The organism is Psychroserpens mesophilus (assembly GCF_050617655.1).
In the GTDB taxonomy this organism is placed as follows: Bacteria; Bacteroidota; Bacteroidia; order Flavobacteriales; family Flavobacteriaceae; genus Psychroserpens; species Psychroserpens mesophilus_A.
Window position 1 is genome coordinate 870781 of sequence record NZ_JBODQC010000001.1, and the last position, 20369, is coordinate 891149.

Below are 20369 nucleotides of genomic sequence, written 5' to 3' on the forward strand. Positions count from 1 at the left end.
AAATTCCGAAGAAAAACAATCATTTCAACTTTTTAAAATAGTATTAAAATGAAAGCAAAATTAATAACATTAGCAGGCTTTTTTACACTGTGTTTCTTTTCACTAACTTCAATGGCGACATTGAATGATACTGAAACATTTGAAGGAATTTATGATGGTCAAGAGGAGTATGGTTATAACTTTATTGGCATCGATGAGGATGATGAAGAATATACAATGACCTTTCAAAATATAGATAAATCACTTTTAAAATCTTTCGATTTACAATCTGAAAAATTAATAGGAACTAAGTTTATGGTTACTTATAAAATTACTACTGAAATTGAATCAGATGAAGATGGTTTTGAAGATGAGATTGAAACCTATACAATTACTGGTCTAAAGAAACTCTAATTTTTTTTATAATGAACTATCAAGCCAACTTTTTGAGTTGGCTTTTTTAGTTTTATAAGATTTTAACTGCTTTTTTGAAATAAAAACCTCCCAAATAAAAACAACATAAACAATCCCATATTCTAAAGCAATTATCCAGAGGTTTTCAGACTTATCAGCTTTATTTAAATTAATATAAGCCAAATAACTTAATATAATTACAAAACTCCATACCAATGGAAATTTATACTTAGTAAAGACACTTAAAATTAAAAGCGTTGCAATATACCAAGGATGAACCGTTGTACTCAAAAACAAATAAAATGAAAAAGCAAAAAGCATATTCGTAATGAGTATTCTGGTTGTTATTTGTTTCTTGTAGAGTGATAAACCTATTATAAATAGAAACACTAAAACGGGTAACACTTTACCAATAATAGCAATTTCATTGTAGCCTCTAAATAGATAGCCTATTTCTCTAAATACATAATAAACACTTGCATTAAACTCAAAATTTTGGAACCAAAGTCCGACTGTTTTTGTGTAGTTAGTTATAAATTCCGAAGAATAAAATGGAATAAATAAAATTAGAGTTGTAACACCAACTATGATATAAAAACTCAGTAATTTTAATATTCCAAGAGCTCTCCACTCCAATTGACCTGATACTAATTTAGGATTGTCTCCTCCATTATGGTAGAGAGAGCTCTCAGATTTCTCAACGTCATTCGAAATGACAGATGACTTTTTAAAGTACCAAAACAGCAATGGTAAAAACAATAACGGAATTAATTTTACCGAAATTGATAATGCAAAAACAACAGCTGCCCATTTCCACTTTCCCACATGCAACAGGTACAAACTCCAAATCAAGAAAAAAATCATCACGCTTTCAAAATGCAAATTCCCAGTCAGTTCAATAATTACAAACGGATTAAGAATATACCAGAAAATATTTTTTACAGGAATGTTGAGTCGCTCTAGTAAACGTTTACCAAAGTGTAATGTGCCAAAATCGGCAATAATAATTAATAAACGCAATACAATAGCTGAACCTAAAATACTATGACCAGAAAATAATCCTGCGATAACAAAGCATAATTGATTGATGGGAGGATAATTTGTAAAGTGACTACCATTAAGTCGTCCCATACCTTCATACAGTTCTTTGGCCTGATTTACTGGAAAATTTTGAGTTTCGATAAACGATTCAGGAGTATATACATACGGATTGAAGCCTTCAAGAAGCATACGTCCATCCCAAATAAAACGATAAAAATCTTGTGATAAATTCGGAATCGCCAGAATAAAAACGGCTCGAAATAGAAAGGCAATAGTCGTTAAGAATTTGATATTGTCTTTAGTGTACTTCAACAGTAATATAAATAACAACCATAATCCACTATACCATACGATGAGTTTTGTATAATCGGTTCTGATTAAATTGTAAGCAAAAATCCAATAGAAAAAAAGGCTTACAAATGTGAGCAATAAAGGAACTTTATAAAGTTTCCAGAATTGCATAGTCTTAAATTTTAGATGATAACGATTTGAAAAATACGTACCCAAAACCCAAAAACAACATTAAGTGAAATGGGAACAAACCAAAATCACCACCTTGATCACCTACAATAAAAGCGCTGTATAAACCGAAGCCAAAATAGAGCATGAGAATGCCTTCTAAAATAACATGAGGCGATAATTTCTTTATAAGGTATTTATTGCCTTTCCAGGAATCTTTAATCGTACTAATATTGAATTTAGGCGTACGTACAAATTCACTTCGTTTTCCAACATGACCTTCTAAAACTGCAATTGAGTTGTGAAGAGAAAAGCCCATTGCTATTGAAAAGAATGTAAAAAACATACTTATATAGCTGAAGAAATTTTTAAAACCACTACCATATATTTGTTTATACATAAACCAGTAGCAAATAAAAAAGATGACAGTACTCATGACGAAAAAACTCATAAAATAGAAGTAAAACCGTAAATGAGCATATTCATTTTTGATATATAACATAGGAATACTTAAAACAGCAACTATAAAAACATTTAAAAACATCGTACTGTTTAATAAATGAAGCAAGCCATGAATTTTAGTTTTAGCGGATATATTTTTAGATGCAATGACACGCTTAAGCATTTTTCTGAAATTTTCTGCACCACCTTTATTCCATCGAAATTGTTGTGATCGTGCAGCACTTATCACCACAGGTAATTCGGCAGGAGTTTCAACATCTTCTAAATATTTGAATTTCCAGTTTCTCAATTGAGCTCTGTAACTTAAATCTAAATCTTCTGTAAGAGTATCACCTTCCCAGTTTCCAGCATCAAGGATGCATTCTTTTCTCCACACACCAGCAGTTCCATTAAAATTGATAAAATGACCTTTGCTATTTCGACCAACTTGTTCCAACGTAAAATGAGCATCTAAGGCAAATGCTTGAATTTTAGTAAGTAAAGAGTAATTACGGTTAATGTGACTCCATCTCGTTTGAACAACGCCAATTTGCTCATCTTTAAAATAAGGAATGGTGTGTTTCAACCAGTTTGGTTTAGGTAAAAAGTCAGCGTCAAAAATGGCAATAAATTCTCCTTTAGCAATTTTCAAGCCTTCTTTTAGAGCACCAGCTTTAAAACCAGAACGATCTGTTCTGGTGATGTGTTTTATATCAAAACCTTTAGCTTTAATTTTTTCAATATGTCGTTTGGTTGTTTCTATAGTCTCGTCTGTTGAGTCATCCAGTACTTGAATTTCTAATTTGTCTTTTGGATAGTCGATGAGTGCGATGTTATCTAATAAGCGATCCATAACATACATTTCATTGAAGACAGGAAGTTGTATTGTTACATATGGAATTTCCTCAGGCTTGGAAAAATCAAAAGTGTCACAATCTTTAGTAATTTTTTTTGAAGACAGATAATTAAAAAGCAAGTTGAGTTGGGCTAAAGAATACATGAAAATCAGTATAATAGCGATAGTGTAAATGATAATAATTATCGTTTCAAGGATCATTTTTTAAGACTGTATTTAAAAATCCAACCTAAGATTTTTGCGCCTGCAAATATAGCACCTTTTATGGTACCTGAAACTTTTGAGACGCCTATTCTATTTCTGTAGTTAACAGGAACTTCTACATAACTTAAATTTTGTTTTAGGGCTTTTAATTGCATCTCAACGGTCCAGCCATAGGTCTTATCTTCCATTTTTAAATCGAGTAATTTTTCATATTTAATCGCTCTAAAAGGTCCCAAATCGGTAAATTTTGCTCTAAAAAATAAAGCCATTAAGGTCGTGGCAAGCCAGTTTCCAAAGAGTTGTGGGATCGTCATTGATCCTTTTTCTCTTAATGCTTTAACTCTGGCTCCAACAACAAAATCGATATTGTCTTCAATAATTGGAGCAGTAATTTTAATGAGTTCTTCAGGATAATCACTATAATCACCATCTAAAAACACGATAATGTCTGGTTGATTTACTAAGTTTGAAATGTAATCCATTCCTTTTAAACAGGCATAACCATAGCCTTTATTAGTTTCAGTAAGTACGGTTGCTCCAGCTTTTTTTGCATTTATTTCGGTGTCATCAGTTGAATTATTGCTAACCACAATAATTTCATTTACGATATCTGGAATGTCTTTGATGACATGTGTAATAGAATTTGCTTCATTATAAGCAGGAATGATAACTTTTATATCAGGCATTGAGTTGATTTGAAGGTGTAAAAATACAATTTTGAAAATGTAGATTTTGCTTTTATAAAGCTAAGGTTATTATCTCATTATAAATTCTAGGTGTTATTTTGCTGAATACTATTTCTGATTTACCAAATCCATTAAATCAACGTCATTTCCTAATAAGATCTCTTTAGGATTAATACGTCCTTTCATACTATCATTTTCTAATTTTAAAACACCTCTCGGACAAACAGCTGAACATATTCCGCAGCCAACACAACTGGAACGTATAATATTTTCACCTTTTTGTGCATAAGCACGAACATCAATTCCCATTTCACAATAAATGGAACAATTTCCACATGAAATACATTGTCCACCATTAGTTGTAATTCTAAACTTCGAAAATAGACGTTGCTGAAACCCTAAAATAGCTGCCATCGGACAGCCAAAACGGCACCATACCCGATTTCCAAAAATAGGATAGAAACCAGTTCCAATAACACCTGAAAAAATAGCTCCAATTAGAAATCCGTATGTTGATCTTAATGTTTCGGCTTTAAAAAGAAATAATTTTGTTTCCGAGCTGAATACATGAATTCCAACAAGTACAATAATAATTACAAAGTAGCCAATAGCTCCATATATAGCATCTTTACCTAATTCATGTCGTTTGAAAATCATAGTCAGCGCAAATACTAAAGTCAGAATTCCTACAACAGAAAACAGAAAGACATCTCTGGTGAGCCAGTATTTATTGGCATCATCACCCAAATAAGTATAAATAACAGCAGTGGTCATTAAAACTACAAATACTAAAACACTATGAATTACCCAACGTTCAATGTTCCATGCACTTTGACTTTTATCACTGAGGTGCCTAAATGGGTCTCCAGCAGTTTCAGCTAAACCTCCACAGCCGCAAACCCAGGAACAATACCAGCGTTTACCATATTTAAAGGTCAAGATTGGAGTGATGATAAATATGGAAACAATCCCGAAGATTAGCATGGCTAGTCCTATAGTTCCTGCGCTGATAAATGAATCTACTCGATATTGCTCAAAGTTATAATAGTTTAAAGGCCATATGTTTTTAAGATCATAATAAGGAAGGTCAGAATTCATAACATACATGAATTCCGGAATCAGAAAGGCAAATGCCAATTGAAAAAACATTACTGAAATCGTTCTGATTTGTTCGTAACGATTATGTCTGTATTTTAAAATAAACTTGTATCCAAAAGCTAAAATAGCAATTGTATAAAGAGTTCCGTATACAAACCACTGGCTGGCAGGTCTGCCACTTAACAACTGACTCAAAGGATCAAATAAGGCAATTAACCCTGAGTTTTCTCCACCATCAACGGCTGCACCTAAAAGACCTTCGTAAAAATAAAGAACGATGTAGAAAGATGTTAAAACAATTCCGGTGATCCAGCCTAGAGTTCCTCTGGAGGAAATGGATTTAAACCAAACACCATCATTTTGAATACCTTTTGATGTTGTAAGGTAGGCATCATTAGCAAATAGAACCGTACCAATTATAATTAAAGATAAGGCTATGATAAGAAAAGTAGCAGCATCTGGAAAGTTGATATTACATAATGCCAATACCAAAATAAACAATCCAACAACTCCCAATCCAACAGCTAATTTTTGTTTTTTTGATAAGTCATGAGCGTCAGGTTGGGCCAAAGACATGCTATAATTTAATTTATTGCTCATAATTATGCAGTTTGTAGTTGATTATTGTAAGCCATTATAATATCTTTTTCAAAACGCTTATAAAATTCAGGATCAAAATTGGCTTCAGAAAGATGGTTAATCACATACTCTACACCTCTTTTTTCTGTTAACCATTTGTCGAATGTTTCATGGCGCATACGTATTCCGAAAGTATTAATTCCTAAAAAGACATTGGTATCTTTATGGTATGCAACTGTAATGCACTTGGTATTATCATCGTGTTTCCAATGAAAGTGTTCTTCATATTCTGGTCTTCCTTTATTTCCGAAAACCCATCCATAGGTTTGATATTCAATATCAAAAAATTTTGCGGAATTAAACCAATGTCCTGGTTTGTATGCCATACGATTACCGCAAATAGTTTGCGCTAATGTTTCACCCATCATGCGACCAGTATACCAAACGGCTTCAATTGGTCTTCTATTTCCTATGGCTTCACGTTGTTCGGCACAATCTCCTATGGCATACACATCTGGAATGTTTGTCTCCAGGTAACGGTTGACTTTCACGCCTTTTCCAGTTTCAATTTTTGAAGTCTTTATAAAATCTATGTTTGGTGAAACACCAGCTGTTAATCCAACAACATTACAAGGGATTTCTTCTCCTGTGCCTTCGATGATAACAGATTTTACATGTCCGTTTTCATCAGACTTTATTTCTTTAAGGTTTGTTGATAATCGTAAATCAATATGATGACTTTCAATATGTTTATTAATCATTTGACTTTCACCTTCAGGTAAAATTCCGTTCCAGAAACTGGATTCACGCACCAAAAATGTTACCGGAATATCCCTTGAACTTAGCATTTCAGCAAGTTCAATGCCTATTAATCCACCACCAATAATGACAGCTCTTTTACAAACTTCATTATTTGGTGCATGCGTTTCCAGAGTGTCTAAATCTTGCTTGTGATACATTCCCATGACGCCTTTGAGGTCTTGACCTAGCCATCCAAATTTATTAGGTTTGCTACCAGTGGCAATGACTAATTTATCGTAGCTTATATTTGAACCATTCGCTAGTTTTAAAGATTTATGATCTGTGTTTATTTCTTCAACATAAGCCTTGCGTAATTCAATTCTATTCTTTTTCCAAAACCAATTTTCGTAAGGTTGTGTGTGTTCAAACTTCATATGTCCCATATAGACGTACATGAGTGCAGTTCTGGAAAAGAAGTAATCGGTTTCAGCTGATATAACAGTGATTTTTTTATCAGAAAGTTTTCTAATGTGTCTTGCTAGAGTGATGCCAGAAATTCCATTTCCAATAATGACGATATTATCCATAAGCGTAAATTAGTTGAATCTTTTGTCGAAGGTTTAGTGAAAACCTTAAATACTATTAGCTTTTTGTTTAAATTTAAAGATTAAATCTTAGGTATGAGAATAATTTTGACTTTCTGTGTTTTTATTCTGTTTTTAATTGTGACTTCATGCGCTGTTCAAAAAGAGAAAATAAACGGACTTAGTTTTGTGGCTTCTCCAGAAATTATTAACGAACATCATACAAAACCAGTAATTGAGGTTGGTGCTAATTATACAGCAATCATGCCTTTTGGTTTTATGCGTCATTTAGAACATCCTGAAATCATTCATAATACAGATAAGCAGTGGTTTGGCGAAACTAGAGCAGGAGCAAAACAGTATATTGAAGCGCTTAAAAAGCATTCCATTAAAATAATGATTAAACCACAAATTTGGGTTTGGAATGGTGAGTTTACGGGTCATATTAAAATGTCTTCTGAAGACAATTGGAAAGCTCTTGAAACAACATATTCTAAATTTATTATGGAATATGTAGAACTCGCTCAAAATACGGATGCTGAAATCTTTTGTATTGGTACCGAATTAGAACAATTTACAACAGAGCGTCCTGAATATTGGCATAATTTAATTTCAAAAATTAGAACAATCTATAAAGGAAAACTGACTTATGCCGCGAACTGGGACGAATTTAAACGTACACCATTCTGGAGTACTCTTGATTATATTGGAGTAGATGCTTATTTTCCAGTAAGTGAACAACAAACACCAACAATTGAAGAATGTAAAGCCGGATGGCAATCTCATAAAACACTTATTAAATCACTTTCAGAAACTTATAATAAACCTGTTTTATTTACCGAATATGGTTACCGAAGCATGGATTTTACCGGAAAAGAGCCATGGGAAAGTGATCATACCATACAATCATTAAATTTTGAAGGTCAGGCAAATGCGACTCAAGCACTTTTTGAAGAATTCTGGAATGAAGACTGGTTTGCTGGAGGTTTTGTTTGGAAATGGTATCATAATTATGAAAATAGTGGTGGAGAGAAAGATAATCAGTTTACACCTCAAAATAAACCAGTTGAAGCCATTATTAAATCTTATTATAAGTATGAATAAAATAAATATTTCGATTGATAGTAAGGAATTATAATGTAGACGACAAAAGTTTATATTTACTCTTATATGAAATATGTTATAACCATTCTTATTCTATTTTCATCATTTGCAAATGCTCAGGATAATACAGTTGCAAACTTAAAAATACAAGGAAACAAAAAGATTAAAACGTCTCTTATAAAGAAGATTTCAAAAATTCAACCTGGAGTAAAACTTGATTCTGTTATAATAGAAGCAGATATTAGACTTTTAAAACGATTACCATCAATTGCCAATGCGTCTTACGAAGTATTTCCTTCGGAAGAAAATACCTATCATGTAGTTTATACTATTGAAGAAAACTTTACGATTATTCCATCAGCAAATGTGTATACCACTAACGACGATGAATTTGCTTACCGATTAGGATTGTATGAATTCAACCTCTTTGGACAAAACATGATTTTTGGTGGGTTTTATCAAAAAGATATTTACAGCTCATACGCAATAAGTTTTAGAGCACCTTTTTTGTTTTCCAGCCAATTGGGATTAGCCGTTAATTACCAGGATTTAACTACGCAAGAACCTGTTTTTTTTGATAATACAACTTCAGATTATAAATATAATAATGAGTCTATTGAAGTACTAGGTTTATTTCAACTTAATGATACCAACAGATTTGAATTAGGTCTTAATTATTTTACTGAAGATTATACGTATAAATTTGGTGCTACAAGTCCAAACGTCCCTCAAGAACTTAAGGTTGATAAGTTAATGTATAAATTAATTTATGAATATAATAACCTCAATTACGATTATCAATATGTTGAAGGGTTTAGAAATATTTTGAATTTTCAACATGTAACTTCAAAAGATGAAGCACAACTCCCAACGTTTACCATTGGATGGAATGATTTTCAGTATTTCAAGCGCTCAGGAAAAACAGGGAACTGGGCTAGCAGACTTCGTTTGGGTCTGTCAACTAATAATGATACACCTTTTGCACCATTTGCTGTTGATAATAATATAAATATTAGAGGTGTTGGGAATGTGATTGACAGAGGAACAGGAGCAATAGTTTTGAATACAGAATATCGTCAAACTCTATACGAAAAAGGTTGGTTTTCTTTACAAGGAAATGCCTTTATTGATACAGGAAGCTGGAGAGATCCTGGAGGTGATTTTAGTGATTTGTTTGAATCTGAAAATGTGCTTGTTTATCCAGGTCTCGGACTGCGATTTATTCATAAAAAAATATTTAATGCTATTTTTAGAATCGACTACGGAATAGGAGTTACTGATAGAGCAACACGAGGTTTTGTTTTTGGAATTGGACAATATTTCTAATAAAAATATCCAATTATGACTTTTATTTAGTGTTATTAAGTAATTGAAAAACAGTTGACAATAAATAAAAAAATAGATGCAACAATTACTTCGTTTGTTTATATTTGCTCCTTAATTAAAACAAATTAAATCCATATGAAAATCCTAAAATTCTTTTTATTTGCAATGGCTATAGTGTCATTTAGCGCTTGTAGCAGTGATGATGATAGTAATGATGATCAAGGTCCTGTAGAGATAGTTCTTAACAACGATAATCTAGTAGGAACCTATGAAATAATATACTATGCTGGTTCTGGTCAGACTAGTGTAACAGCAACAGGAGGTGTAACCGTAGTTACTGAAACTGATGTGTACTCAGGGGATGTGTTTACGAATGCCATGCTAACTTTTAATACTGATGGTACTTATGCATTTTCAGGGTCTTATGTAGAAACATATACAGTTACTGTTACTGGACAGGCTCCAGAAACTCAACAAGGAGTGGTTAATTTAGATGAGACAGGTACTTTTGGTTTCAATAATGCAAATAGAACAATTACGCTTAACGGAGAATTGTATAATGTGACATTTTTTAACGAAACTAATTTGAACATGACCAATTCATACGAAGAGACATTTCAGGGAATCACTGAAACAGATTCGTTTGAATTCAGACTTGAAAAACAATAATAGTTTACACTCAACTATATTTAAGCCACCAAAAATTTTGGTGGCTTTTTTGTGATATAAATTAACCTTAACTTAATGGTCAGTTATAGGTCTGTAATTTTTTGGACTTAAATTTGTAAAAAGGAATTAAATGAGAACATTAGCTATTGGAGACATTCATGGAGGTTTAAAAGGCTTGATACAACTTTTAGAGGTTGCAAAGGTTACTAAAGAAGATAAGCTCATTTTTGTTGGAGACTATGTTGATGGCTGGAGTGAGTCAGCTCAGGTCGTTCAATATTTAATCAAATTATCAAAGATTAATAATTGTATTTTTATTAAAGGAAATCATGATGTTTGGTGTGAGGATTGGTTGCGAACTGGTCAGGAAGATCCGGTTTGGTTAGCTCATGGCGGACAAGAAACAATAGAAAGTTATTCGTTACTTTCAAAAGAAGAAAAGAAACAACATTTGTATTTCTTTGGTGATATGAGCCTTTATCATATTGATGATAACAATCGATTATTTATTCATGCTGGTTTCACATCGATGCATGGCGTTGATAGGGAATATAGTTTTCGCAATTTTTATTTTGATCGGACTCTTTGGGAAATGGTAGTCACTTTGGATAAACGTATTGAAAAGGATTCTGAATTATATCCAAAACGCTTAAAGCATTATTCCGAAATTTACATAGGTCATACACCAACCATTAACTATAATAAAGATAAGCCTATGAATGCAGCTAACGTCTGGAATGTAGATACAGGAGCTGCTTTTACCGGAAAGCTATCTGCTATTGATATTGATACAAAAAACATTTTCCAGAGTGAAGCCTTACAACATCTATATCCTAATGAATCAGGAAGAAATAAAAGTTAATTAACCTAGATGCTTTTTATAATAAGTAAATAAATCATCAGCAGAAGCACCAAACCATTTTTTGACATAAATGGTCCAAAAGTGATATTGCAATTTCCAGACGCCATGTTTTTTGTAAAGTCTTGATGAGGTTTGAATCTTTTTATTAATGACTACAAATTGTTTTCTTTTGAACAATTCATTAATTAAAATATTGTCTTCATATATAATGTAGCGTTCATCAAAACCACCTATGTCATCAAAAAGTTTGCGTAAAATAAACTGACTCTGGTCACCACCACGACAAGCCCTCCAGGAAAACTGAGTGAGCCAGCTTGCTAATCTCAACCACCAGTGATTACTGTCAAATTGCATCCTAAAACAACCAGCCTGATTACCTGATTCTATTTCGTTAATTATAAACCCATCAAAATTTTGAGGAGGAAAAGAATCAGCATGCAAAAAATAAAGAATGTTACCTGAGGCATTTTTTGCTCCCAGGTTCATCTGTTTTGCTCGTCCTTTTTCAGAATGTAAAAGTGTAATATTAAGTTCAGCACAGTTGATTGTTTTGGGAGACCACTCAACGATACTTGAGCTGACATTGTTTACAATTGGTATTGTATTGTCAGTACTTCCGCCATCAACGACAATGATTTCTAGTTGCTCAGGTAACGCAGAATTGTTCACTAAATACCTGATCAGGTCACCAATGGTTTGAGCTTCATTAAGTGTTGGAATAATGACAGAAACTCTATTCATTCAAATTCCAATTATAATCTAAATAATCTACTTTAGCCTTATTTGAAATCTTAGTATCAGCATATTGATTAATGTAATCTATTAGCGAGCCGTTTTCTGTAAAATCACTTTTGTACCATTTAAAGATTTCAGATAACTTCGGGTTATTAGTTGATAATATGTTCTTGTCAGAATTATTGATAAACTCTCGGGTAGCACGTTCCATTAATTCCTGAACATTTTCTGAAGTATAAGCTGTGTTTAGTAGTTTTGGGCAAGAATAAGAGGCACAATTAATAGCAAAATGAATTTTTGGTTCGTTCATTTTCCTTAGAATACCATTTTCAATATCTGCCAGTGAATAGTCTTTTTCTCCAATTTTTAATCGATTTTTTCTCCAAGGGTTGTTAATATCCTTAATGCTTTTTAATGGGTAATTGTCAATAATAAGTTTGATTGTATTAGCATTGTAAACATTAATAAAGTAAGCTAATTGCTGATTCACACTCCAATCTTTAGCAGGTACTTTTGATGCTAAATAATCAATATAATCCTTTAATTTTTTAGATTCTGCTTGAAAGCCTTTGTAATCTACATTGCCATTATCTGCAACATATTTTCGTAATAAGTCATCCCAAGATGAATGATCTAATACCTGATTCTTGGTTTTAACGGAAGTGTTTTCTTTCACCTCTTTTACAGGAAGCCCTTTCGCTGAGAAACAACTGTATGTGCTTAACGTTATCAAAAGCGTAAGTGTATATTTTAAGTAGTTCATTTTTAGGTTTTTTAAGAGTTTGTTATAATACCTACGAGACTACTTAACTTTTGGTTTTAAGTGGAAATAGCTCTTGGTTTAAAAAATCTTTTGGAAATTTCTCATCATCTTCAAAACCCAATTCAACGTCTCGACCATTATGAGGCACATAATCCGTTTTAAAGATGTAATCCCAGATACTTAAGGTTAGTCCGTAATTAACGCCAAACCTAACATGTTTTGGTAATTCTTTGGCGTGATGCCAGATGTGCATCTTCGGATTATTGAATATGTACTTAAAGATCCCGTAATCCCAACCCAAATTAGCATGATTCAAGTGGCCAATTACGATGGCAAAAAAATAAACGACAGCCACATCTTGAGCATCAAACCCTCCTATGATTGCAATGGGTATATAAAGTAGTGATTTATAAACAACAGGTTCCATCCAGTGGTAACGTAAATGCGCAGCAAATCCCATTTCTTTTACACTGTGATGTACTTTGTGGAAATTCCATAACATTGGAACACGATGCAGTAAGCGATGTGTATTCCATTGTACAAAATCACTAATAATAAAAAAAACAAAAAGACCTAGCCACCTTGGTAAATCGTCAACATCAAATAACTGAAAACTGGAAACAGATAATCCTACTAAACCAAGGATGTCATTAAAGAGTTCTGCGGCTGTATTTGAAAGTGCTATAAAAACGATAAGATTTAACAAAAAGAAATTAAAAAACATGTAGAACGTATCCAGCCAAAAATCTTGACGGAATAAGGCTTGGTTTTTTCTCCAAGGGAATGCTATTTCTAATAACCAAACGGCAATTGAAATGAGAATTAGACCATAGAAATAGTTATCCCAGTTAGTTTGCAATAGGATTTCGTTCTTTAAATAATTCCAATATCCAGAATAGGAGTTTTTTAATATGTCGAGATACTTTTCCATCAGTTTTTTTATGTCAGAGTGATCTGATTAAATGGTGATTGTCGTTTAACAGCAACCACCACCATCATAATGATAGGTAGATTCACTTATAAAGATATCATCTCTTTTTAAGCTAGACAAAACTCCAGCTGTTTTATCACAAATGGCTAAAGGTTGATTTTTAAGTAATACATGTCCAGCTTTATCATCAAAATAATCATTTTCACCATAATAAATGGCAGCTTTTCCTGTAAAAACGCATGGTCCATCACTTGGCATTGGGTCTTTAATAGCAGCAACTTCAATAGACTCGATATAGATGAGTTCATCTGTTGGATACTGTTTCGGACTAAGAACGCGATATGGTTTTCTTGCTCTAATTTCAATAGTTCCGAATCCAGCATCAGTTAATGCTTTTACATATTCTGAAACTGGTAAACTTCCACTTAAGCACAACGCTCTCAATCGGTCATCATTTCGCAATTCATCGTTCATGGGTTGTTCACATGTAGGATCACTCATGACCAAACGTCCGTGAGGTTTTAAAACACGATACATTTCTGCTATAGCTTTCTTTAAATCATCTGCTTTGAAGATATTAAATAAGCAGTTTTGAGCAGCTACATCAATACTATTATCGTCGACAGGCAAATGCATGGCATCCCCTTTTTTAAGTTCTACAAATTCAGCCTTGAACCAATCATTTTGTTTTTCAGCTTCAACGAAATTTTTACGTGAAGCTTCTAACATTTCATCAACCACATCAATTCCAATAACACCACCTTTTTGTCGGTTAAAATATGAAAATTGTAATAATTCCATTCCGCCACCAACACCAACATAAAGCATTTTAGGATTATTTGTTAAATCACGAGCATGAACTGTGCTTCCACAGCCATAATTCATCTCTTGCATAATCCTAGGAATTTTTAAACCAGGTAATTCCCAAACCGGATTTGTGGTACAACACAATCCAACATCAGGTGTTAATGCTGCCTCTTTATATAAATCGTTAGTAGCGTTTAAGTAGCTCATAGTTTATGGTTTTTTTATTAAAAATTTTTGTAGATAAAGATAGATCCTTTATCATTTGAAGAGTGTAACAAAGATTACACATTTAAATTGCTTTTATTAGTTCTTTAAAAAGCGTAATCATATGAGGCTCCGCTTTTCCAGCCATTGTTATAATTTCTGAAATATTTACAGGTTTTAAATCATCAGGATTACATTCGTCTGTTAATACTGAAATGGCTACAGCTTTCATATTTAGATGATTAGCAACAATAATTTCTGGCACTGTACTCATGCCTACAGCATCTGCGCCAATAATTTTCAGCATTCTGTATTCAGCTCTAGTTTCCAGTTGAGGTCCGACAACACTGGCATACACACCTTCATGTAAGGTAATGTTATGTGCTTTTGCGATATTTTTAAACTTGTCATTAATCTCTAAATTGTAAGGAGCACTCATGTCTGTAAAACGTTCACCTAAAGTTTCAACACCTTTAAAAGCTAATGGAGAACTGCCTTGTAAATTAATATGATCGTCAATCAACATTAATTCTCCTTTTTTAAAGTTGAGGTTTATGGCACCAGCAGCATTTGAGACAAGCAGAGTTTTAATTCCCAGTTTTTCCATAATACGAACAGGGAAAGTAACATCCTGCAACGAATAGCCTTCGTACACATGAAAGCGACCTTGCATGACGACCACTTTTTTACCAGCCAGATGGCCATAAATTAATTTTCCTTTATGAAATTCTACAGTTGCTGTTGGGAAATTAGGAATGTGATTATAACTTACTTCGCTTATCACGTCAATATCGTTGGTAAGCTGACCTAAACCAGTTCCTAAAATAATTCCTATCTCTGGATTTTCAAAACCTTTTGCAACAAGATAGTCTGCGGTTTCTGTTATGAATTTAATCATTGAGTTGTTTTATTTTATGTTGTAATGCTATGTTGTTTTTATAAAATTCAGAGGCCTCTAAATCTTCAAATGTATCAATATCATTTAAGACTTCTAATGTTGTATAAGTTGTATTGCTTTGTTGTAATTCAGACAAGGTTTCCGATAATAAATCGCTTTGGCTCCAAGGTTTGTTTTCAAACACTTTAAAGTTCATTTTAGACATTCCTATGAGGTAATAACCACCATCTTCAGCAGGTCCAAAGACAACTTCAGAATGCTGTAAGGCTTTCAACCCATTTTGAATATGATAGGCACCTATATCTGGAAGGTCAGACCCAATTAAAACAATGCGTTCAAAACCATCTTCAAAACCATCTAAAAATGCATTTTTCATGCGTTCACCTAAGTCAATCCCTTTTTGAACAGTTTTATAGGCTTCGTTCCATTTAGTGTCAGCGACAGCATCAGAAAAATATATTCGTAAAGGGGTATTAAGTTTTTTAGTAGCGTTTTCGGTAAGGTTTACCAATTCTTTATAAACTTCAAAAGCAGCTTGATTACCAATGGTTTTGGCAAGTCTTGTTTTTACTTTTCCAAGTTTTATATTTTTTACAAAAACAATAACGAGTTCCTTATTCATAAATTTTTATACCATTGTTTAACCATTTGCTCCAGTCTTTAGAAAAGGCATGGATACTGTCTGTTTCTTTTTCTTGAGTATTATAAACTGAAAAGTTCTTGTTTTTCCATTCAAAAATTCCGCCATATAAATTTTTAACGTGAGTATATCCAGCTTTTTTCAGTTTGTTAGCAATCACCTCTGAACGAATTCCAAGAGAACAATACACCACGATGTGTTGATCTTTATCTGGTATTAGCATCTCAACAGTTTCTATATTAAAACGATCATAACCAACATGAATGGCATTTTTAAGATGGCTCACCTTATATTCCTGAGATTCTCTTGCATCAAGAACAACAGGGTTTGTTTTTGGCATGGCCAATTGTTCTACAGAGATGTAAGGAACTTGTTTAGTGTTGTGTTTTTGTAGCAATTCAGATAGGCTTTCTTGTGAAAAACTACACATAGTTAAGAGTCCGAATAGGTATAAAAAGAATGTTTTCATATTATGCAACAACACCTTGACAACTACTTCCTGCACCAGCTGTGCAACCATAGCAATGTTGAGAAATCATAATCTGACGTCCTTCTAATAGCTCTTCATTAAATCCTGAAATGTGCTTTATTTTACTGTTGACAGGTAATTCAAGCATTTGATTAAAATCACAGTCGTATAAATAGCCATCCCAACTTACAGATAAGGTGTTGGTGCACATTACATTTTTTACTGCTGAAGAATTATAGTTTTCAACCAGTTGGTACATGTAATCTTCATAATTTTCAGATGCGATTAAATAATCTAAAAAACGAGATATTGGAAGATTGGTAATGGCAAATAGATTATGAAATTGAATTCCGAAGTCATCTAGTAGAGCTTTTTTGAACTCTTTTTCCATAGACATTTGGTCTCCAGGCAAAAATGCACCAGACGGATTATAAACCAAGTCCAATCTCAAATCACTATTAGGCATGCCATAGCCAACAGCATTGAGTTCTTGCAAAGCTTTAATAGATTTATCAAAAACACCATCACCTCTTTGTTTGTCTGTCTTTCCTCTTGTCCAGTGTGGCATAGAACTTACTACATGAACATTATGTTTTTTAAAAAACTCAGGTAAATCGTAATATTTTTTATTAGCTCTAATAATTGTTAAGTTAGATCTAACGATAAAATCTTTAATTCCTACTTTAGCTGCTTCTTCAACAAACCATCTAAAATCTGGATTCATCTCAGGAGCTCCACCTGTTAAATCCAATGTGTGAGCACCAGAATTTTTAATCACTTCCAAACACTCTGTCATAGTATCTCTTGTCATGATTTCTTTTCGGTCTGGTCCAGCATCAACGTGACAATGATCACAAACCTGATTGCACATATAACCTACATTAATCTGTAAGATTTCAAGTTTTTTTGCTTTTAAAGGAAATTGATTTGTTTCAGAAATTTTATTTTTAAAGGTTGGTAATTCTCCATTTTGAAAAATACCATTTGATAAAATTTCTAATTGTCTGTTACTATTTGCTAAATCGCTATGTCTTTTGTGTAAGGACTTTGTTGCCATTGATAAATTGTCTTTAAACTATTTACGAAAAAATTTAAAAGAAGGTTTTTAAGTTACCCGTCGAGTTTATTTACTTTATTCATCATTTGAACACCATGAACTAAAGTTGCTCCACCTTTTATCGCAGCTCCAACATGGATGGCTTCCATCATTTCTTCTTTTGTAATACCACGTTGTAATCCATCTTGAGAATAGGCATCAATACAATAAGGACATTGTTCTGTGTGTGCAACTGCTAATGCTATCAATGATTTTTCACGAGCGCTAAGTGCACCTTCTTCAAATACTTTTCCATAATATTCAAAAAATTTAGTCCCTAATTCTTCACTCCATTCTGTGATTTTCCCAAACTTTTTAAGATCGGCTGGGTCGTAATATGTTTTTGACATGTTTAAAATGTTATGAGTTAATTTATCTACGAAAATAGTAGATATTGGGTTTTAAGTCGGTATTAATTATCAAACTTAACAGAAAAATAAGCTTTCTGCTAATTTATTTTATAGCTGGTACTATATATGGTTTACACCAAAAAAGTCTTATTTTTAAAATTCTCTTTTGTAATGCAAATGAAGAATTGGATTGAACAGTTATCAGAATTTAAAAAATCACAACAACCTGTTGCGCTTGTTACTGTAACAAAATGTTTGGGATCAACACCTTGTGTTGTTGGTTCACGAATGATAATAACTAACAATAAGCAACTATATGGCACTATTGGTGGCGGAAAATTAGAATTCCTAGCCACACAAGAAGCCATAAATGCACTTCGTGAAAATAGAATTATCGAATCAAGCTATACCTTAGGTCCGGAGTTTGAACAATGTTGTGGCGGAAAAGTTGAATTTATAATAGAACCTATGAATCAATCACCAGAATTATTTTTATTTGGAGCAGGTCATATTGGATGTGAAATTGCGAAAATATTAGTTGATACACCTTTTAAAGTTCATCTTATTGATTCGCGAAAAGATTGGTTTAAAGGTTTTACACTAGACGCTAGTATTAGTTGTCGTGAAGTTAATATAAATGATTTTAAAACGTTTAGAGATGTTGTGAAATGGGGAAAAAACTGCTATGTTTTAGTGTTGACTCATGACCACTCTATCGATTTTGAGGTTGTTGCAATGGCACTTCAAAATGAAACGAAATTTTTGGGTTTAATTGGAAGTAAAACCAAGAAAGTTCGTTTTAATAATATGCTTATAAAAGAGATGAATATTGAAGAAGGGATGCGCAATGTGGTGTGTCCTATAGGGTTGCAAATTGGAGGTGACACGCCTAAAGAAATAGCAATAAGCGTTGTTGCACAGCTGCTGGAAGTGCATTATAAAAATGAAGAATAATAAATCTATTATTGATAAATTAACTGCACTGTGGGCTTTAAATGAGTCTGGACTTGGAGGTTTTTTACATGTGTTTAGTACGCCTTTTACAGGAATTATAGTTGGTGGAATTTCAATTTTACTCATAAGTTTAATTGCCTATTATGCTGAAAACAAATGGAAAGCCATTTTAAAAGCATTGCTTGTCGTATTAATTATAAAAATGGCTGTTAGTCCATATTCGCCGTTTGGTGCATATGTCGCTGTAAGTTTTCAGGCACTTTTTGGAGCTTTATTATTTGCAAATTTTTCTTGGAAAGGAATCACGTTGATGGTTTTAGGAATGGTAACATTTTTAGAATCTGCACTTCAGAAATTATTAATACTTACCATCGTTTACGGAACAGGATTTTGGGAAGCTATCAATATGTATGGCGCTTCAGTTCAAAAGAAATTGGGTGTGGTCTCTGAAACGTCGGCAACATCTGTTTTAGTAACAACTTACCTCTTGGTATATGGCATATGCGGAATTTTAGCAGGTCTGTTTATCAAAAGCATGATTAAAATTATATCCAACAAAAAACAAGATGATTTTTATTTAGAGCCTGATGATTTAGATTCAAGTCAAAACAAATCTAAAAAGTCGTTTAAAAGTAAAGTGATTTGGGTTTGGTTGCTTACTGTAACTGGTATTGTCATAGCATTCACTTTTTTTGGAGGCGATATGTTTGGTTGGAAAATGGCTGTTTATATCATGCTTCGTAGTTTCTTAATTTTATTGCTTTGGTACCTTATAATTGGTCCTTTTTTATTGCAATTAGTTCAAAAATATCTTAATAAAAAGAAGTCTCAGTACAAAGAAGATATTTCAAATGCAATGTATTTGTTTCCTTACTTCAGGCAGATTATTTTATACAGTTGGAAAGAAACCAAAGGCCTAAAAGGGTATGGTAGATTTAAGTATTTTATGGCCAATAGCATCTCTAATTGTATTCATTTCAAAATACCTTCGGAATGATTTACATTCTCACAGGAGCTATTAGAACAGGAAAAACAACAGCATTATTAAACTGGATAAACAACAGGAACGATGTTAATGGGTTATTGTGTCCTGATAATGACTCTGGAACACGCTATTTTCTGAAAGTAAAATCTAATGAAACATTTGATTTTGAAGTAGAAAACAATCATGAAGGTGTTATCAATATTGGCAACTTTAAGTTTTTAAAATCAGCATTCAAAAAAGCAAACAATGATTTGCTGTCTATGGCTTCTGAAAAAAAAACCAATTATCTAATTATAGATGAACTAGGAAAGTTAGAGTTGAAAAATGAAGGGTTACACTATTCTGTTAAAATATTAATGCCAACTTATATAAATAATGACACGCATCATTTAATTGTTGTGGTTCGCGAGTATTTACTTAAAGACATTTTACAACATTATGCGATTTCTAAATATTCAATTTTGAAAAAGGAAGATTTAAAATCATTATTATGA

22 protein-coding genes are annotated in these 20369 nt (G+C 32.8%); 8 read left to right on the top strand and 14 right to left on the bottom strand.

The window, feature by feature from the left end:
• Positions 1-48: 48 nt before the first annotated feature.
• Positions 49-393 (top strand): hypothetical protein, encoded by a 345-nt coding sequence (locus tag ACRHNM_RS03790; RefSeq protein WP_431133819.1) that lies wholly within the window; start codon positions 49-51, stop codon positions 391-393.
• 6 nt (positions 394-399) lie between these two features.
• On the opposite strand, the gene ACRHNM_RS03795 is transcribed toward ACRHNM_RS03790, so the two are convergent.
• From ACRHNM_RS03795 to ACRHNM_RS03815, 5 genes are all read right to left on the bottom strand, one after another.
• On the bottom strand, positions 400-1896 hold the full coding sequence (locus ACRHNM_RS03795; protein WP_431133821.1) for a mannosyltransferase: 1497 nt from the start codon (positions 1894-1896) through the stop codon (positions 400-402).
• A gap of 4 nt (positions 1897-1900) precedes the next feature.
• Complete coding sequence (locus ACRHNM_RS03800; RefSeq protein ID WP_431133823.1) at positions 1901-3391, bottom strand: cellulose synthase family protein; 1491 nt, start codon at positions 3389-3391, stop codon at positions 1901-1903.
• Positions 3388-4080 carry a glycosyltransferase family 2 protein gene (locus tag ACRHNM_RS03805; RefSeq protein WP_431133825.1) on the bottom strand — a complete coding sequence of 231 codons (693 nt, stop codon included), beginning with the start codon at positions 4078-4080 and terminating at the stop codon, positions 3388-3390. The genes ACRHNM_RS03800 and ACRHNM_RS03805 overlap by 4 nt, the downstream gene beginning before the upstream one ends.
• Positions 4081-4188: 108 nt before the next feature.
• Positions 4189-5778, bottom strand: a complete 1590-nt coding sequence (locus ACRHNM_RS03810; RefSeq protein ID WP_431133827.1) for a 4Fe-4S binding protein — start codon at positions 5776-5778, stop codon at positions 4189-4191.
• 2 nt (positions 5779-5780) lie between these two features.
• Positions 5781-7085 (bottom strand): NAD(P)/FAD-dependent oxidoreductase, encoded by a 1305-nt coding sequence (locus tag ACRHNM_RS03815; protein ID WP_431133829.1) that lies wholly within the window; start codon positions 7083-7085, stop codon positions 5781-5783.
• A gap of 93 nt (positions 7086-7178) precedes the next feature.
• Between ACRHNM_RS03815 and ACRHNM_RS03820 the strand changes: the two genes are divergently transcribed.
• The 4 genes from ACRHNM_RS03820 to ACRHNM_RS03835 all read left to right on the top strand — a co-directional run bounded on the left by ACRHNM_RS03820 (position 7179) and on the right by ACRHNM_RS03835 (position 11043).
• A complete protein-coding gene (locus ACRHNM_RS03820; protein WP_431133831.1) occupies positions 7179-8186 on the top strand; it encodes a glycoside hydrolase family 113 in 1008 nt (335 codons plus the stop codon).
• A gap of 66 nt (positions 8187-8252) precedes the next feature.
• Positions 8253-9512: a POTRA domain-containing protein gene (locus ACRHNM_RS03825; protein ID WP_431133833.1), complete on the top strand. Its 1260-nt coding sequence runs from the start codon at positions 8253-8255 to the stop codon at positions 9510-9512.
• A 135-nt stretch (positions 9513-9647) separates the two neighbouring features.
• A complete protein-coding gene (locus ACRHNM_RS03830) occupies positions 9648-10181 on the top strand; it encodes a hypothetical protein (protein ID WP_431133835.1) in 534 nt (177 codons plus the stop codon).
• Between the two features lie 130 nt (positions 10182-10311).
• Positions 10312-11043: a metallophosphoesterase family protein gene (locus tag ACRHNM_RS03835; RefSeq protein WP_431133837.1), complete on the top strand. Its 732-nt coding sequence runs from the start codon at positions 10312-10314 to the stop codon at positions 11041-11043.
• On the opposite strand, the gene ACRHNM_RS03840 is transcribed toward ACRHNM_RS03835, so the two are convergent.
• The 9 genes from ACRHNM_RS03840 to ACRHNM_RS03880 all read right to left on the bottom strand — a co-directional run bounded on the left by ACRHNM_RS03840 (position 11044) and on the right by ACRHNM_RS03880 (position 17936).
• Entirely contained in the window at positions 11044-11784 is a 741-nt protein-coding gene (locus ACRHNM_RS03840; RefSeq protein ID WP_431133839.1) for a TIGR04283 family arsenosugar biosynthesis glycosyltransferase, read from the bottom strand. It lies immediately after the preceding gene.
• Positions 11777-12541: a DUF547 domain-containing protein gene (locus ACRHNM_RS03845; protein WP_431133841.1), complete on the bottom strand. Its 765-nt coding sequence runs from the start codon at positions 12539-12541 to the stop codon at positions 11777-11779. The genes ACRHNM_RS03840 and ACRHNM_RS03845 overlap by 8 nt, the downstream gene beginning before the upstream one ends.
• 43 nt (positions 12542-12584) lie before the next feature.
• A complete protein-coding gene (locus tag ACRHNM_RS03850) occupies positions 12585-13472 on the bottom strand; it encodes a sterol desaturase family protein (RefSeq protein WP_431133843.1) in 888 nt (295 codons plus the stop codon).
• Between the two features lie 45 nt (positions 13473-13517).
• Entirely contained in the window at positions 13518-14486 is a 969-nt protein-coding gene (arsM, locus tag ACRHNM_RS03855) for an arsenosugar biosynthesis arsenite methyltransferase ArsM (protein ID WP_431133845.1), read from the bottom strand.
• Positions 14487-14568: 82 nt separating this feature from the next.
• Complete coding sequence (locus ACRHNM_RS03860) at positions 14569-15381, bottom strand: purine-nucleoside phosphorylase (protein WP_431133847.1); 813 nt, start codon at positions 15379-15381, stop codon at positions 14569-14571.
• A complete protein-coding gene (locus ACRHNM_RS03865; protein ID WP_431133849.1) occupies positions 15374-16003 on the bottom strand; it encodes a TIGR04282 family arsenosugar biosynthesis glycosyltransferase in 630 nt (209 codons plus the stop codon). The genes ACRHNM_RS03860 and ACRHNM_RS03865 overlap by 8 nt, the downstream gene beginning before the upstream one ends.
• The gene (locus tag ACRHNM_RS03870; RefSeq protein WP_431133851.1) at positions 15996-16490 is read right to left on the bottom strand and encodes a rhodanese-like domain-containing protein; all 495 of its coding nucleotides are present in this window, start codon (positions 16488-16490) and stop codon (positions 15996-15998) included. Before ACRHNM_RS03870 ends, ACRHNM_RS03865 begins: the two co-directional genes overlap by 8 nt.
• A gap of 1 nt (position 16491) precedes the next feature.
• Positions 16492-17547 carry an arsenosugar biosynthesis radical SAM (seleno)protein ArsS gene (arsS, locus tag ACRHNM_RS03875; protein ID WP_431133852.1) on the bottom strand — a complete coding sequence of 352 codons (1056 nt, stop codon included), beginning with the start codon at positions 17545-17547 and terminating at the stop codon, positions 16492-16494.
• Positions 17548-17600: 53 nt separating this feature from the next.
• The gene (locus ACRHNM_RS03880) at positions 17601-17936 is read right to left on the bottom strand and encodes an arsenosugar biosynthesis-associated peroxidase-like protein (RefSeq protein ID WP_431133854.1); all 336 of its coding nucleotides are present in this window, start codon (positions 17934-17936) and stop codon (positions 17601-17603) included.
• 171 nt (positions 17937-18107) lie between these two features.
• Here ACRHNM_RS03880 and xdhC point away from each other — a divergent pair, with 171 nt between their 5' ends.
• Genes xdhC through ACRHNM_RS03895 form a run of 3 tightly spaced genes read left to right on the top strand, consistent with a single transcriptional unit; the run spans position 18108 to position 20369 of the window.
• Entirely contained in the window at positions 18108-18890 is a 783-nt protein-coding gene (gene xdhC / locus ACRHNM_RS03885; RefSeq protein WP_431133856.1) for a xanthine dehydrogenase accessory protein XdhC, read from the top strand.
• On the top strand, positions 18880-19887 hold the full coding sequence (locus ACRHNM_RS03890) for a hypothetical protein (RefSeq protein ID WP_431133858.1): 1008 nt from the start codon (positions 18880-18882) through the stop codon (positions 19885-19887). Before xdhC ends, ACRHNM_RS03890 begins: the two co-directional genes overlap by 11 nt.
• Positions 19884-20369 (top strand): nucleoside-triphosphatase, encoded by a 486-nt coding sequence (locus tag ACRHNM_RS03895; protein WP_431133860.1) that lies wholly within the window; start codon positions 19884-19886, stop codon positions 20367-20369. Before ACRHNM_RS03890 ends, ACRHNM_RS03895 begins: the two co-directional genes overlap by 4 nt.